5 protein-coding genes are annotated in these 15,082 nt (G+C 75.7%); all 5 read right to left on the bottom strand.

Going from position 1 to position 15,082, the window contains the following annotated elements:
- Window positions 1-6: 6 nt before the first annotated feature.
- Genes WJ438_RS03230 through WJ438_RS03210 form a run of 5 tightly spaced genes read right to left on the bottom strand, consistent with a single transcriptional unit; the run spans window position 7 to window position 14,569 of the window.
- Complete coding sequence (locus WJ438_RS03230; RefSeq protein WP_406723871.1) at window positions 7-4,440, bottom strand: hypothetical protein; 4,434 nt, start codon at window positions 4,438-4,440, stop codon at window positions 7-9.
- The gene (locus WJ438_RS03225) at window positions 4,433-8,200 is read right to left on the bottom strand and encodes a DUF3892 domain-containing protein (RefSeq protein ID WP_406723870.1); all 3,768 of its coding nucleotides are present in this window, start codon (window positions 8,198-8,200) and stop codon (window positions 4,433-4,435) included. Before WJ438_RS03225 ends, WJ438_RS03230 begins: the two co-directional genes overlap by 8 nt.
- A gap of 50 nt (window positions 8,201-8,250) precedes the next feature.
- Window positions 8,251-9,801, bottom strand: coding sequence for a hypothetical protein (locus WJ438_RS03220; protein WP_406723869.1), 1,551 nt, complete (start codon window positions 9,799-9,801; stop codon window positions 8,251-8,253).
- Entirely contained in the window at window positions 9,798-13,415 is a 3,618-nt protein-coding gene (locus WJ438_RS03215) for a DUF6603 domain-containing protein (RefSeq protein WP_406723868.1), read from the bottom strand. Before WJ438_RS03215 ends, WJ438_RS03220 begins: the two co-directional genes overlap by 4 nt.
- A 29-nt stretch (window positions 13,416-13,444) precedes the next feature.
- On the bottom strand, window positions 13,445-14,569 hold the full coding sequence (locus WJ438_RS03210; protein ID WP_406723867.1) for a hypothetical protein: 1,125 nt from the start codon (window positions 14,567-14,569) through the stop codon (window positions 13,445-13,447).
- Window positions 14,570-15,082 lie beyond the last annotated feature (513 nt).

The raw sequence follows: 15,082 nt of genomic DNA, 5'->3' as shown, positions 1-15,082 counted from the left end.
GGGGAGTCATCGGGGCAGCCCCCGGGTGATGTCGGTGGTCGCCGTGCCCACCGACTCGGCGTTGGTGGCCAGCACCGTGGCGGGCAGCAGTTGGCCGATGTCGGTCGGCGCGTCCGGGTCCGCCGGGTGCAGCGCCTCCAGGTCGACGGCGCGCAGCCGGGCCAGGTCGAAGGCCTCGACGACCGTTTCGGTGAGGAGGCCTGGGTCCCACTGGGCGCGGCCGTCCGGCGGCACGGCCAACAGCATCGCCTGCGGGGCCGCCGCGTCCGGGGAGTCGGCGTGGACCGCGAGACCGGCGGTCTCGGCGGGGCGGGGGACGACCTCGGTCCACTCCTCGACCAGCAGGCCGCGCACCGGGCCGTCCAGCGAGGGCGTGACGGGGCTGTGCAGGACGAAGGAGAGGCGGGTGCCGGGGCTGCCGCCGGAGGCGGCGGGCAGGGCGGCCCACAAGTCGCCTTCAGCGTAGGGAAGCTGGGCGACGGAGGCGGTGAGGGACTCGCCGGTGGCGAGGGCCTCCGCGTAGCCGAGCGAGGTGGTGAGCCGGTCGATGCCGCGCCGCACCCGGGAGAGGGCGGTGAGGTGCCCGGCCGCGAGGTGCGGGTCGCCGCCCTGGAGCGCGGTGCTCGCGGCCAGGGACGCGGAGAGCAGCGGGTGGGTGGCGGGGAGCTCGGCGGCCGGGGTGAAGGCGGGGAGGAGCAGCAGGTCGGGGCCGAGGGCGGCGGTGAGCCGGTCGTGGTTCGTCGTCGCAACCTGAACCGCCTGGTGGCGGCGGGTCAGTTCGGGACGGGCCACCTGGGCGAGCGCGGTCAGCGCGGCCAGGTGGGCGGTGGCCCGGTCGGCGGGCGCACCGGCGGACGGCGCCGGGGGCGGCACCACGCCGGGTATGCCGAGCTGGTTCGCGGCGAGCAGACCGGTGCTCAGCCGGGCCGGGTCGGTGGTCTGCCCGGTGTCGGCGAGCGCGGTGGTGAGAAGGGACGTCACCGCCGTCGCGCGGGCGGCCAGTGCCGGGTCGGGGTGCGGCGGGGTGTCCGGGGCGTGCTCCGGGAGGGTGAGGTCGGCCGGGGTGAGCGGGCGGGCCGACCGCAGCAGGTCGCGGGCGGCGCGGGCGGTCTCCAGCAGGGCGGCGAGCCCGGTGACGTCGAGGCCGGTGACCGTCCGCCCGGTGGCGGTCCGCGCGGCGACCTCGTGGCGGGCGGCGGCGTGGCGCAGCAGGTGCGCCTCCAGATCGGTGCCGTCCAGCGCGGCCGCGGCGGGGGCCGCCGGGTCGGGCAGGGCGTCGGGGACCAGGGCGACCCAGTCGAGCGGGGAGAGCGGCAGCCCGGTGAGGGTGACCGGGACGGAGGTCCCGTCGTCGAGCAGGGCGGCGATCGTGGTGGTGGCGGGGGCGGGCAGCAGCCGGGAGAGCCAGCCGTCGAGGACGGGCTCGGCGGCGGCGCGGGCCCGCACCGCCCGGTCGGCGTCGGTGGTGGGCCACAGGGTCGAACCGGTGGCGGAGTCGTCGAGCAGGACCATCACCCGGTGGGTGACCGCGTCACCGGTGCGCGGGGTGCGGAGCACCTCCGGCTCGGGCGGCGGGGCGTCGCCGCCCGCGAGGGCGTCCAGGGTGGCGCCGGACCGCAGCGGGTTGCCGAGCGCGGCCTGGTGGACGCCCTCGGCGAGCAGGGTGTCGGCGACCGCGTCGACGGCATCGGCGAGGTTGTCCAAGACCTGGGTGAGCGCCGCGAGTTCGGCCGTCGAGGTGGCCGGGACGCCGACGTCGCGGACCAGGTCGAGCCGGCCGGCCCGGCGGCGCCGGTGCAGGGCGAGGCCGTCGGTCAGGTCGTGCGCGGGGATCGTCTCGGTCGCCGTGCCATCGGCGGCCAGACTGGTGGCGCGGATCGGGGCGAGTTCGCGGAACCGGTCCGTCCAGGAGGCCAGGGCGGGCAACGGGTGGTCCTGCAGGGCGCGTTCGAGGCGGGCGCCGAGCAGTGCGCCGAGCGGCCGGCCCTGGCGGACACCGTCCAGGAGCCAGGCGGCGGTACGGACCCGGTCCGAGGACAGGTCGACCGCGAACGGGCTGTCCGGCCGGTCGCCGTGCGCCCGCTGCGCGGCGCGCAGCACGGCCGCCGTGGTGGCGTGCGCCAGGGACGGGGCCAGGACGGGGCCGGGCGTGTCCGAGGGCGCGGCGAGCAGTGGGCCGGACTCGCCGCGCGGCCTGCGGTCCGCGGGCACCGGGGTCGGCGCGGCGCCGCGCGGGGTGACGTCGGTGAGCCAGCCGTAGCCGCCGAGGTGGACGCCGGTCGCCCTGCCGCCCCGTGCGGCGGGGCGGCGCAGCCAGGCGAGGCGCTTGGTGGCCAGCGAGGTGATCCAGGCGTCCAGGCGGTGCGACGTGGCGTCGAGGTGCTGGGCGAGCAGGCGTTCCAGGTCCGCCGGGTCGACCGCGGCGAGGGAGCGGAAGGCCGCGGTGGTCTCGGTGAGGTCCCGGGCACGCAGGTCGGTCGCGCCCGCGCCGGTCAGCCAGGCGGCGACCGGGATGGTGGTGCCGGGGACCCGGGACCCGAGCCGCTTGCGCAGCGTGCGGGTGGGCTTCTGGTCGTCCAGGTCGACGAGTTCGGCCTCCAGGCCGTCGCCGAGGCCGTCGCCCAGGACGCGGGCGGTGGCGGTGCTGTACTCGACGAGGAGGGAGTGCCGGGCCAGCCGGTAGAGCAGCGGCGTGGTCGCGGCGGCGCCCAGGTCGTGGGCGGGCGGGGTGTCCGGAACGGCGCGGCCGAGCGCGCTCAGGTAGTCGGCGGGCCTGCCGCCTGGCACGTCCTGAGGAGCCAGCACCCAGGGGGCGTCCAAGGGGAACGACTCGGTGGCGAAGATCAGCTTCGCGAGTCGCACGTCGAACGGGGCGATGCCGAAGCGCTGCGCCAATGCGGCCGCCGCGCCGGTGAGTTCGTCGCGCCACTGGTCGTTGAGCAGTAGCTCGCCGAACCGCCACAGCGCGGTGACGTACTCGGCGCCCAGGGCGCTGCGGCCGAAGATCCGCCGGGCGGTCGGTGCCATCGCCAGGATGCGGGCGATGGTCTCGTCGGGCTGCGCGCCGCGGGTGACCCGGGGCACGGCCGCGGTGTTGGCGGCGGCCGGCTCCCACACAAGGGTGCGCAGGTGGCGGAGGAACGGGACCACCGCCGGGTCGAGACGGTGCCGGCCGAACGAGGGGCCCTCGACATCGGTCCAGCGGGCCAGCGGCAGCACCGGCAGCACCCCGTAGGGCTGGTTGCCGATCCGCAGCGCGGGCAGCGGGCCGCCGGGGCGGACGTACTCGACCAGGTGCTCGCGGGCGCCGCGGATCGTCGAGTCGGTGAAGCGGCCGGCGGTCAGCTGGGTGAGCAGGCTGCCCCAGGTCGCGCCCCACAGGGCGGTGGACATGTCGCGGACGGCGCGCTCGTCGGTACGGTCGCCGAAGTGGGCGCGGGCCAGTGCGCCGGCGGTGCCGGGGCGCGGACCGCCCGGCGCGGGGGCCGAGGCGGGATCCAGGCCGAGGGCGCGGTGGAGCAGCCGGGCCGCCGTGTCCGGGGAGGCGGGCGCGGTGTCGCCGTGGCGGACCTGGAGGGCGGAGCGGTGGGCCGGATCGGTGCGGCTGTGCACCGAGGCGGCGGTGGCGGTGTTGTTGCTCGCCGCGCCCGGCGGCACCAGGCCGAGGCCACGGGTGTGGTACTGCGCCTCCAGCAGCGCGTTCAGCTCGCCCGCCGCCACGGCGGGGTCGTCGGTCTCCAGGACGCCGTGGACCACCAGGCGGCGGTAGCCGGCCAGGCCGCCGACGGTCCGGGGCAGCCGGACGGCCATGCCCACCTTCTCCGCCTCGGCGAAGTCGACCAGCCAGCGGGTGGCGTCGTCGACGGGCGGCTCGGCCGGGTCATCGGGCAGCACGCCGTCGGGGGCGGGGCCCACCGGGAGCGGGCGGGGGACCGGGTGGGTCGCCGTGACGCGCACCGGCGCCTGCCCGTTCGCCAGCGGGTAGCCGACGACGTGCCAGCGGGTGGGCAGACCGCGGGCCACCGCGCGCCGCGTCCAGGTGCCGGCGCGGTGCGGGCCGAGCACCGGGAAGACGGGGCCGAGCGCCTCCCCGTGGTCGAACAAGGCCGGCTCCAGGACGCGGGCGATCCAGGAGGCGCGCTCGGCGCCGTAGCGGTCGGCGAGCTCGTCCCAGGCGGCCTTCTCGGCCACGGCGGTTCGCGCGGAGGTGGTGCCGGCGTCCCGCCCGGCGGTGTCGAGGCCGGCCCGCCACATCGCCGTCCAGTAGCGGCGGCCCCATTCCTCCTCGTCGGCGGTCAACGGCGGCTCGTGGGTGTCGATGTGCAGCTCGTCGGGGTAGATCCGGACCAGCAGCTGGCTGGCGGTGAAGCGGGTCTCCAGCCGGACGGGCAGCAGCAGCACCGGGTACTGGGTGGACAGGGTCCAGGGTGTCTCAGACATGGCCGTCCAGGGGAGTGCGAGAAGTGGTCGTGGGGGCGGCGGCGCCGGTGGCCGCAGCGGGCTCGGCGTACTGCGGGGGCAGGCCCGCGCCGGGCGGAATGGGGGGCAGCGAGAGCAGGTTGTCGCCGGTGGTGTCGTTGTCCTCGGTGCGCAGGTAGGGCCGGCCGTCGGAGCGGCGGACGACCCGTACGGCGACCCGCTGCCCCGGGGCGGGCTCGACGCAGAAGCTCTCCCGGGCCTGGATCGCGGCGATCACCTGGGCGGTGGTGAACCGCCACCAGGTGCCGTCCGGATGCTGCCCGGCGAGTTCCCGCACCCGCACCACGTCGCTGCCGGGTTCCCGCTTGCGGACGTGGGTGACGCGGCGGCCGGCGCCGAAACCCGGCAGCAGGTCGGTGGCGTGGAAGGCGACCCGCGCGGGCTGCTGCAGGGTGATGTGGGCCAGGTGGGCCGCGTTGTACGCCCAGGTGACCTCGGGCACCGTCTCCCCGGCGTGGCGCGGCGTGCGCAGCGGGCGGGACGGGGCGCCGAACGGGGTGGTCAGCGGGGCGTGTGTCAGGGCGTCCAGGGCGTCCGCGTCGGGGACGACCGAGGCCCAGCTGATGTCCCGCCAGGTCGGCGGGAGCGCGCCGTGGGCGGCGTCGCGGGACGGTACGTCCAGGCCGAACCGGGGCGCCGTCGGGTGCTCCTCGAACACCAGGTACCAACCGGGGTCGCCGCCCTCGGAGCCCTCGGCGGCGTCGTCACCGCGCGCCTCGGCGGCGGTGATCGGGAAGCCCGCGTAGAGGATGTCCGGGTCGAGCCGGCCGAAGAAGACCGGCTCCAGCCGCTCGTCGCCCAGCCGGCGCGGACCGCCGGGCGTGTCCGGGGGCAGTGCGCGCCGGGCGTGCAGTCCCAAGGACGCGAAACGGCGCACCAGTTCGCCGCGCACCAGCAGCACCAGCTCCTCGCCGCCGGACGGTCCGACCGCGACGGTGCCCAGCCGGGCGCGGCGCGGCCACTCGGCGAGCGGCGGCACGTCCGGCTCCTCCTCGCCCGGCGGTACGGTGCCGCGCGCGTCCCAGAAGTGCCGGAACGAGGTGGCGGAACGGTCCGTGGGGAAGCCCCGCCACAGCAGCTCGCGGCCCAGCTCGTGGTTGGCGCCGGTGAGGAAGGCCTCGACGAACGCCGGGTTGGTGCGCAGCAGGGTCACCGTGTCGGCGGGGATCTCCTGCACGCCGGGCAGCAGGTGGTCCTGGCCGAGCTCGGTGAGGAGCTCCGCCATCGGATGGGTGAACACCGGCGGCGTGAGCAGCGGGTTGAGCGGGTCGGTCAGGTCCGCCTCGGCCAGACCGGCGCCGCCGAGCCGGGCGGTGATCCGCCGGGTGACGGTGCGCTCGGGCGCCAGTGCCTCGTGGACGGCCTCCGCCAGGCCGCTGAGCCGCAGCGCCGCCTCGTCCTCCTGCTCGGCGCGGTGCTGCGCGGCGAGCAGGCCGTTCTGGTGACGGGTCGCGGCGGTACGGAAGTTCTCCGCGATCCTCCGCTTGCGGGCCAGGGTGTCCCCGGGCAGGTCGGCGACGCAGACGGCGGCGCCCTGGTTGTACCAGCCGTACCAGCCGCCCGGATGGGCCGGGATCAGGTCGGACCACTTCCGGGGGGTGCCGTGGTCGGCGTCGGTGCCGACCCGGTACCAGGCACGGTTCTCCTGGCTCGCGCCCTCGACGTCCTCGACGGCGAGGACCAACAGGTCCGGTTGCTGGGAGCCGGAGAAGTCGGCGACGGACAGGCCGGCGCCGCAGACCTTGGCGCCGAAGCCGCCGGGCACGCTGCGGAGGCTGCTCCACTTCTCGCCGCCGGCCCGGCCGGTGACCGTGCCGCGGGCGTTGATGTTCCAGCCGATCCGGTAGGAGGCGGTGACGCCGGACGCGGTCTGCTCCATCAGCAGCACCACGAGTTCCGGCCGCAGGTCGCCGTCGAGGTCGGCGACCGCGACGGCCATGCCGGCGATCGGCGGCGCCGTGTTCGAGGGACGGCCCGGCCAGGGGATCTCCACCGAGTCGGTCCAGCCGCCGGTGACCTTCCCGGATTCCGGGTCCAGTGCCCAGCCGATCCGCAGGAAGAGCCGTCGGTTGCCGGGAGTGCCCGCGGCGTACACCACGATCAGCTCCTGGCGGTTGTCGCCGTCCAGGTCGGCCAGGGTCGCGGTGCCGCACTCGACCGGGTAGGAGGCGGTGAGGGCACCGGAGGAACCGTACAACGTGCTCATGGGAACGGGGAGTTGCTGGGGTTCGGTCCAGTTTGCCGGGGTGCCGGTCGAGGAGAGGTCACGGCCGAAGACGTAGTTGCCGAAGTTGCCCAGCGGATGATCCTGGATCCAGAAGACCAGCAGGTCCGGGCGCGGGTTGGCGGGATCGGGCACGTTCAGGTCGGTGCAGGCGATCGCGAAGCCCTGCACGTTGTCGTTGAAGCCGTACAGCGGCAGCTGCTGCGGAGCCTGCCAGCCGCCGGTGACCTTGGCGTCGAAGTCGGTGTTCCGGCCGATCCGCAGGTAGGCCTTGTTGGGGCCGCCCGGGTTGTCGACATGGCCGACGAGCAGGTTGGAGCGGAAACCCAGCCGGGGCCGCCAGCGGATGTGCCGGGCCGGAACGGCGCCCGGCGTGCCGGCGCCGCCGAAGGCGGGGCGCCCGAGGTCCTCCCACCGCGGGTTGGCGGCGGCGGTGTCCAGGCGCAGCAGCCGCCCGTCACCGACCGCCCACACGACCGAGCCCTGGAGCACGCCGCGCAGCGCCTGGTTGCCGGAGACCGGCGCGCGGCCGCCGACCTCGGCCCAGCCCGATCCGTTGGTGTGGATCAGCAGGGAGGAGTAATTGCTGCTGACCACACCGCGGTTGGTGCCGATGGCGCCGAGGCAGATCCCGACGTCGGTGCGGAAGGACTTCCAGCCGGGCAGCGGGAAGAGCCCGCCCGAGAACTGGTAGGTGAAGAGCTGGTCGGGGTGCCCCTTGATCATGTAGGAGAGCAGACCGGGACCGGGGACCGGCGGCATGTCGGCGGCGAACACTCCGTTGTCCGGCTTGCCCAGCTCCTGCCACTTCCAGCCGGCGTCCCAGCTGTAGAAGTACATCCGTCCGTTCTCGCCCACCGCCGACAGCTTGAGCGGCGCCAGGACGAACGGACTGCCGTGCAGCCGTGGGGGCGGGTTGGGGACATTCGCGCCGTTCGGGGTGCCGATCTGCGACCAGGTCCATGTCTCGCCGTTGTACGTCTTCAACTCGACCAGCTGGCCTGCCGTGTTGACCGCGTAGACGCTGTCGTAGGTGCCGGTCTGCATCAGCGAGCCGCTCGGGCGGGAGTTGCGCGCCACCGCCGACAGCCGCCACCAGCGGCTGAGGATGCCGCTCGCCGGGTGGCCGTGGTTGTGCCAGGCGAACCGGTCGCCGTCCCAGCCGAGCCGGTACAGACGGCCGTCGGCGCCGGTGACGAAGGCGTGCAGGTCGCGCACGCCGGCCGGGGCGGACTCGGCGGTGGTGCCGGGCGGGGTGCCGTGGTCGGTCCAGCTGACCGTTCCCTGTGAGGAGGTGAAGCGGGACATCACCCGGCCGTCGGTGGTGGTGACGAAAAGCCGGGTGGGCATGGCGGCGCCGACGAAGCGGATGCTCGGGACGACCGGGGCGGGCCGCTCCTCCGGACCCGGCGTGTCCTGCTCCCACCAGCGGCGGGTGAGCCGGTCCGGGGTGAGCCGGGTGAAGGTCTCGCTGCCCGGCAGGTCCTCCACGCCCATCGAGCCGGGCGGCGGCGTCAGCTCCGGCGTCGCGGTGGCGTGCCGCCGGGTCAGCTGCCCGGCCAGCGCCGCGGCGGTGGCGTCGGCGGCGGTGCCGGTCTTCGCGGTGAACGGGCCGCCGGGGCGCAGGAGTTTCCGGAAGGCGGGGAGAGGGCGGCCGCGGCCTCCTGGTTGCGGGCCGTCTCGCCCGCCGCCGTGCCCGCCCCGTAGGCGACCGCGGCGCGCGCCGCGGCGGTGATCTGCAGCAGCCGGGCGTCCGCCCGGTCGTCGCCGGCCGCCCCGGCCAGCCTGCGGTGCAGGCTGTCGGCGACCGTGCGCGCCAACTGCCCCTGCCGCAGCGCGTCGTTGGCTCGGCGGATCTCGGCGGCCTGGTCCCAGGCGGCCGCCACCAGGTCCTCCTGGTGGCGGCGGACCACCTCCCCGCCGAGCGCGGCGGCCACCCGGTGCCGGGGGTCGAGGTTGAGCTCGCGCAGCCAGTACGGCCCGGCCTGCGGACTGGGCAGCTTGGTCCCGCCGTTCGTGGTCACGGCGTTCCGGCCGCCGGCCTGGGCCGCGCCGTAGACCGGCGGGGTGAGCTCCGGGCCCTCCCCGCCGCCGGAGGCCGGGGCGGAGCCGTCGAGGATCTCCGTGTACGCGTCCGCGAAGTCGTCCGCGGTCCCGGCGTGCCAGGGCAGCGGCTCGGTGCCGGCGGTGGCCAGCGCCCCCTGGAGATCGACGATCCGGCCGGGGGCGCCCTCGCGCAGCTCGGGCAGGCCGTTGCCGGCCCGGCCGACGTCCAACGGGCGGGTGCCGACCTTGCCGGGCAGGGCCCGCGGGGTGAGGTCGCGGACCAGCGACTCGAAGTCGCCGTCCAGGCCGGTGGTGAACCGCCAGTGGTGGTAGACCGGCAGCTGCCACGGCTGAGCGCTCTCCAACGGGGGCCAGGCGGGCCGCAGGTGGTCCCGGTCGGCCGCCGGCAGGTCCCGCCCCAGACCGGACAGGCGGCCCGCCTCGAAGGCGGGCACCACGGCCGCCAGGTAGGACGTGTCCGACGCGAGGCGGCGGGGGCAGAGCAGCCGGGACAGCGTGCGGTCCGGGTCCCCGGTGAGCAGTGCGTCGATCGCCCCGTCGCCGAGGTCGCCGTCGGTGACGACCTGGGCGTGCGCCCACCCCCATGACTCGGCGAGGTCGGGCAGTTCGTCCGGGTCGCAGGTCAGCCGGGGCAGGCCGCCGCCGGGGGAGGGCTCCACCGACGCGTGCGCGTCCTCCACCACGACCAGGGCCAGCCAGGGCCGGAGCCGGCCCTGCCCGTCCGGGGCGGCCGGGCTGAACATCCACGGCAGGTCGGGCCGGTCGAACTCGACCGAGGCGAACAGGTGCGGCTCCGCGTCCGGGGTGCCGGGCGGCGGGAACACCTGGAGGACTTGGCGTGGGTCGATCCCGGTGACGTCGCCTGGGCCGAACAACCGTGCCGGGACGGTCAGTTCGTCGCGCGTGTTGACGCGGGGGTGCAGGGTGACGGTGGTACGGGCGGGCAGCGCGCCGCTCAGCGGGTCGGGGGCGCCGCCGTCGGCGCCGAGCCCCTCGCGCACCCAGGACAGAAAGGTCAGGCCGCCGGTCATCGCTCTCCTCCGGGGACTACGACGATCCGCAGCGCGGCGGTCGCGGGGTCGTTACTGGGGTGGGCGGCCGCCTGTACGGCCCCGGCCCGGGGCGCGGCGTTCCGCAGCAGGGTCCGGCGCAACTCGTCGGCCTCGGTCCAGGTGGTCGGACGCGGTGCGGAGGTCCGGGCGTTCAGGGACGCGGGTGTTCCGTCGACCCTCCAGCCGGTGTCGCACACCGTGAGGCGGCGGGCGGACGCCGCGAAGCGGGCCTTCCCGGCGTGCCGGGTGGTGGCGCGGGCGGCGGGCGACGCCGCCGTGCGGGCCAGCAGGGTCTCCCCGGCGAGGACGCCGGAGGCGGGTGCGGCCGGGGCGGCGAGGGTGGTGGCGCGCAGCGCGGCCGGCGCCGCGGCGGCGGGGCCGTCGATCAGCACCTCCTCGTAGTCGACCTCGGCCTGTACCAGCCCGGCCCGGTCACGGCCCGGTCCAGTGGCGCGGGCCGCGGTGCGGCCGGCCGGGAGCTCCTCGAAGGACGGCCGGGACAGCTTCTGGTCGTCGCTCAGCTCGCGGTACTGCGCGGGTGCGAAGTACTCCCGGGTCTCCGTGGTGTCCAGCGGGTCGGCGTCGCCGCCGGGGGCGCTGCGCACGGTGATCGAGCTGATGGTGAGCCGGTCCGGACCGGCTACCGGAACCCGGCCGTAGCGCTCCAGGGTGACGTCGAGCGGGACGACGCGCTGGGTGACGGCGAGGGAGCCCAGCGGGTGGGCGAGCAGCACACCCTCCTCGTGCGGGACCTCCCGCAGCGTCACCACGCTGTCGCCCGCGCCCGGCAGCTGGGCGGTCCAGTTCCTCGGGTCGGCGAGCGCGGCCTCCAGCAGCGCCGCGACCTCCACGGCGGCGGGCAGCTCGGGCGGCGGGGCGCTCTTCCCGAAGGTGCGGTCGAAAGAGATCTCCCCGCTGAAGAAGAGGATCTCGAACCGGGCCCGGCCGTGCGCGTGCCACGGCCTCGGGCCGGACAGCGCGACCTCGACACCGACCGCCATGATGGTCGAACTGCCGCGCTTCAGCGCGAACTTTCCCGCCATGTCGACCGCGAAGCCGAACGGCTCGAACTGCACCAGCGCGTCGAACGACAGCATGCCCTGCACGCTGAACCCCAGCGCCGCCGCGTACAGCTCCAGCCGGGCGCCGAACTGGACGGTGTTGGAGGTCAGCGCGAAGTACGCCTCGAGCCGGATCCGCGGGTTGTCGCCGTTGAGTAACGACAGTGCCAGACGCCGCAGCTGAGGAAAGTCCGGCGGCGGCTGGAAGCGGGGGTGGAAGCCGCCCGCCGAGATCGCGAAGGCGGGCCGGTCGCCCCAGTCGGCGCGCATCGCCAGGTCGCCGGTGAGGGCGAACCCGGCGATCCGCGAGTCGCGCAGCGAGGCGTCGACGGCGGCCTCGGCGCGGTCGAAGTCGAGGGTGCCGAGGATGTCGACATTGACGACGACGACCGCCTCTTCCTCGGTCGGCAGCGCCAGGTGCAGGCGGCCGAGGAGGGCGAGGCGCAGCGGCGCGGGCAGTTCCAGCAGCAGGCCGACGTCGATGGTCAGCAGCGTGGGCGTGCCCCAGCCGATCCGGGCCATCGGGCCGACGACGTGCCGTCCGGGCGTGGCCGGGAAGACCGAGCCGAGCGTGGTGACCAGTTCGGCGGCCCGGCCCAGCGGGTCCGCCGGGAAGAGGACCGAGTCCAGTGCCCCGGTGCGCAGCCCGGCGCGTAGCGCGTCCGTGTTCACGCCGCGGTTGACGCCGATCAGGCCGCCCACGCCGTTGAGGGTGAAGCCGAACCCCAGCTGGACCGGCGTGAATTCGGCGCTGACGATCACCAGCAGCGAGAAGCCGTCCTCGCCGCCCGGCATCCGGGTGGTGAGCAGGCCGACCGCCTTGAGGGCGATGCCCCGCAGTTGCAGGGCGAGCGCTCCGGCGTACTGCTCGCGGTCGGCGTCGAAGAAGAGGTAGCCGCCGCCGGTGACCGGTCCGGCCGCGATGCTCAGCGACGCTCCCTTGGGCGGTTCGAATCCGGCGCCGGCGGAGAGCGCGCCGAGGTTGCCGTCCCGTCCGGGAGTCGGGATCAACTCGGCGGCCAAGCCCATCCGTTCGACGGTCGCGGTGACCGGTCCGAGGGTGAGGCGGGCGGTTCCGGTGACGGTGGCGCGCAGGCCGTCCTCGTCGGCGGTGAGGCCGAGCTGGACGCCCTGGACCTCCAGCGGGCCGAGGCGGAAGTGCACCGGCAGCTCGGCGGCCAGACCGGCCGAGCCGTGCAGGTGCAGCCCCTTGCGGCGGGACCAGACCAGCCCGAGGTCGAACGCGGCGCGCAGCCCCTCGGCGGGCAGCACGCTCGCCAGGAAGCCGTCGCCGTCGCCGGGTACCACCACCAGGGCGGCCTGCTCGGCGGTGACGCCGATCTCCACCTCGGCGCGGTCGAGGAGTTCGGCCGGGGTCGGGGCGGGGCCGTCGTCGCCGGTGGCGTCGAGCTCGGCGGCCAGCCGGATGCGGACCGAGCCGATCTCCAGCCGGGTGCCGCCGACCGAGCCGAGCCGCAGGGCGGGCTGCCCGTCCTGGACGGTGCGCAGCTCGGCGCGCAGGCCCACGTGGCCGAGGGCGTCGTCGGAGAGGGTGACGCCGTGCGGGCCGATCGCCAGGCCGGGACCGGCTGCGGCGAGGTCCACGTGCAGCCCCCAGCGGCCCAGCAGCTGCTCGACCGCGACCGCACCGCTCGGCACCAGGACGACGCCGAGGTCGCCCGTCTCCCCGGAGGCCAGCGCGATCGTCAGACCCAGCTCCGCGCCGAGGTCCGCGCCGCCGACCCGGTGGGTGAGGGTGAGCATGCGGCGGCCCAGCGCGACGCTGTTCTCGTCCAGGTCGGTGTCGTCGTCCACATCGGGGACCCCGACGAGAGCGGGGACGCCCAGGGCGTGCAGCAGCGCGCCGAGCCGGGGCAGCAGCAGGGTGGCGAGGGCGTCGGCGTCCGCCTCGGTGGCCAGACCGTTCGGCAGGTAGTCGGCGCGCAGCACGCCGACCGGGTCGGAGACCAGGTCGACCAGCCGCTCGGGACGCACCCGCGAGCGGGCGCGAGGGCGGCGCAGCGCCACCCCGTCGACGATCAGCCCCGGCTCGGGTTCGGCGTCCTCCGCGGCGACGACGACGCCCAGCAGCACCAGGACCTGGTGCAGCACGGGGTGGTGGCGGACCAGGTACGCGACGACGAGGTGGTCCATCACGTCGCGCGCCAGCACCTCGGCGTCGAGCGCCGCGAGCGCGGGCGGCAGGCCGCGGACGGCGGAGAAGGCGGCCGAGGCGGCGGTCAGCACCCGGCCGAGGTCGTCCAGCGAGTCGGGCGGGTCCTGGAGCAGGTCGGTGACCGCGCCGGCGGCGGCGGTGACGTGCTTCAGCCAGTCGGTGAGGTCGGCCCCGGTGCCGGGGAGCGCGGAGAGGTCCCAGCCGAGGGCGTCCAGCAGGGCATCCAGGTGCCACTCGTCACCGGCGGCGGCGAGCAGCGGCTCCAGCAGCCGCTCGACCTCGCGGACGAGCAGGGCCTGGGCGTTGCCGTCGCCCGGATCGGGGGCCCCGGGCAGGGCGGGAGGTGCGGTGGTCATGTTGATCTCCCGTCTACGGCGGGCTGTCGCTACGGCAGACCGTCGGTGTCGAGCTGGAAGTCGCGGTCGGTGCGGAGGGTGGCCCCGTCCGCGTCGAGGTCGCCCAGAGGCAGCGTGTAGTTGCGCGGGTTACGCGCCTGCTGCTGCGCGGGCGTCTCGGTCGGCGCGTACCAGTACGGCCAGTCGTCGACGTAGCGCAGCGTGTGCCCGGGGTCGCGGGAGTGCCGGTGGCCCCCGTGGTCGGCCGGGTGGGCCTGGGCCGGCTGGGGGAACACATTGTCGGTGGGGTCGTCGTCCGGGGGCGTCACACCGGCGGCGGGGACCGGGTCCGGGTTGCGTTCCAGAGCAGCGGCGGCCAGGGCCTCCTCGTGGTCCACCGTCCACCCCGCCGGGTTCGTCCCCCAGACGAGGTCGGGACGGTTGGCGCGGGCGGTGACGACGACCCTCTGGAGCGTGGTGGCGGCGACCCCGGTGCTGTTGCGGCGGCACACGGAGGCGGGGGAGAAGACGTGCCACCGGTGGATCAGAGCGACCGTCTTCTCCGAGCGGAAGACGTCGCCGATGGTGACCCCCGGGTCCATCGGCGCGGGGTTGTCCGCCGGGGCGTTCCAGGGAGTGGTCAGGATGTCCCGCAGGCGGATGCGTGCCATGTCCCACATCGCCCGCTGGAACGGGGCGCTGGTGCGGGCCGCCATGACGAACCGGTGGAACCAGTGCCAGGTCTTGAAGAACTCCTGCTCTCCGTAGCGGCCGTAGGTCAGCACGCCGCTGCCCGCGGGGGCGGTGAAGCCGGTGAGCGGCCGCGCCGCGCCGGTGCGGTCGGTGGCCGTGCCGAAGGCCGTGTACTTGCGCAGGTCTCGTACCCACAGCCGGTCCTGGCCCGGCGCCGCCGTCCTGCCGTCCCCGGTCCAGGCGCGGTCCGGGGCGATGCCGCAGTCGCCGAGGAGCTGGTTGTAGGCCGCCTCGTCACTGGTGCGCAGATAGGCCAGGAACGCCCACAGTTCGCCCTCCTCGGCGTCCCACTCCTCGCGGGGCCTGCGGGCGGTGTTGTTCGGCTGCCATACGCGGGCGCCGAGGGTCCAGTGGCACAGCCCCAGCGAGGCGAAGGCGTGGTCGTAGCAATTGACGGCGTCGAAGAAGCCGAGTGCCTCCACCTCGGCGACCGCGCGGATCACCTTGAAGGTGGCCAGGGTCGAGGGGGCCAGTGCGGCGAGCGCACGGTCGGTGAGCCGATCGGGCAGGATCTCCGCCTCGGGCCAGCAGTCGTTGCGCTCGGGGAGAGCCACGGGACCGTTCATCGGGCGGTCCGGGTCGTTGTCGGTGCCGCGCGGGTCCTTGTAGGTGGTGCGGCGGCCGATCCCGGTACACCGGTCGCGTTCGGCGGTGTCCGCCGGACGGGCGGCGGGCCGGGTCCAGCGGTCGGAGAAGTCCCGCACGCAGGTGCGCAGCCGGACACCCTCGGGATTGATGGTGTCGTCCCAGCGCCACAGGTTGTCGGCGATGCGGGCGGGGCGTTCCGGTACGCCGCCGGCGGCGGCGCGCCGGGCGATGGTCTGCACGCGCCGTTTGACCCCTGACGCTTCGAGCACCCACGACTCGACGACCACGGGACAGCGCCAGTGGTTCACCTTCCAGCGGGCGATCGTCTCCCGGGTCGCCGCGTCGAC

The organism is Streptomyces sp. GD-15H (assembly GCF_045291515.1).
GTDB lineage: Bacteria > Actinomycetota > Actinomycetes > Streptomycetales > Streptomycetaceae > Streptomyces.
The sequence above is the reverse complement of the archived record's forward strand: the minus strand, read 5'-3'. Positions and strand labels throughout refer to the sequence as shown.

What these genes read in the sequence shown, in the direction of transcription:
- WJ438_RS03225 (WP_406723870.1), bottom strand. Translation starts at nt 8,200, where the DNA reads ATGGGCGTGGAGGACCTGCCGGGCAGCGAGACCTTCACCCGGCTCACC.
- WJ438_RS03215 (WP_406723868.1), bottom strand. Translation starts at nt 13,415, where the DNA reads ATGACCACCGCACCTCCCGCCCTGCCCGGGGCCCCCGATCCGGGCGAC.
- WJ438_RS03220 (WP_406723869.1), bottom strand. Translation starts at nt 9,801, where the DNA reads ATGACCGGCGGCCTGACCTTTCTGTCCTGGGTGCGCGAGGGGCTCGGC.
- WJ438_RS03230 (WP_406723871.1), bottom strand. Translation starts at nt 4,440, where the DNA reads ATGTCTGAGACACCCTGGACCCTGTCCACCCAGTACCCGGTGCTGCTG.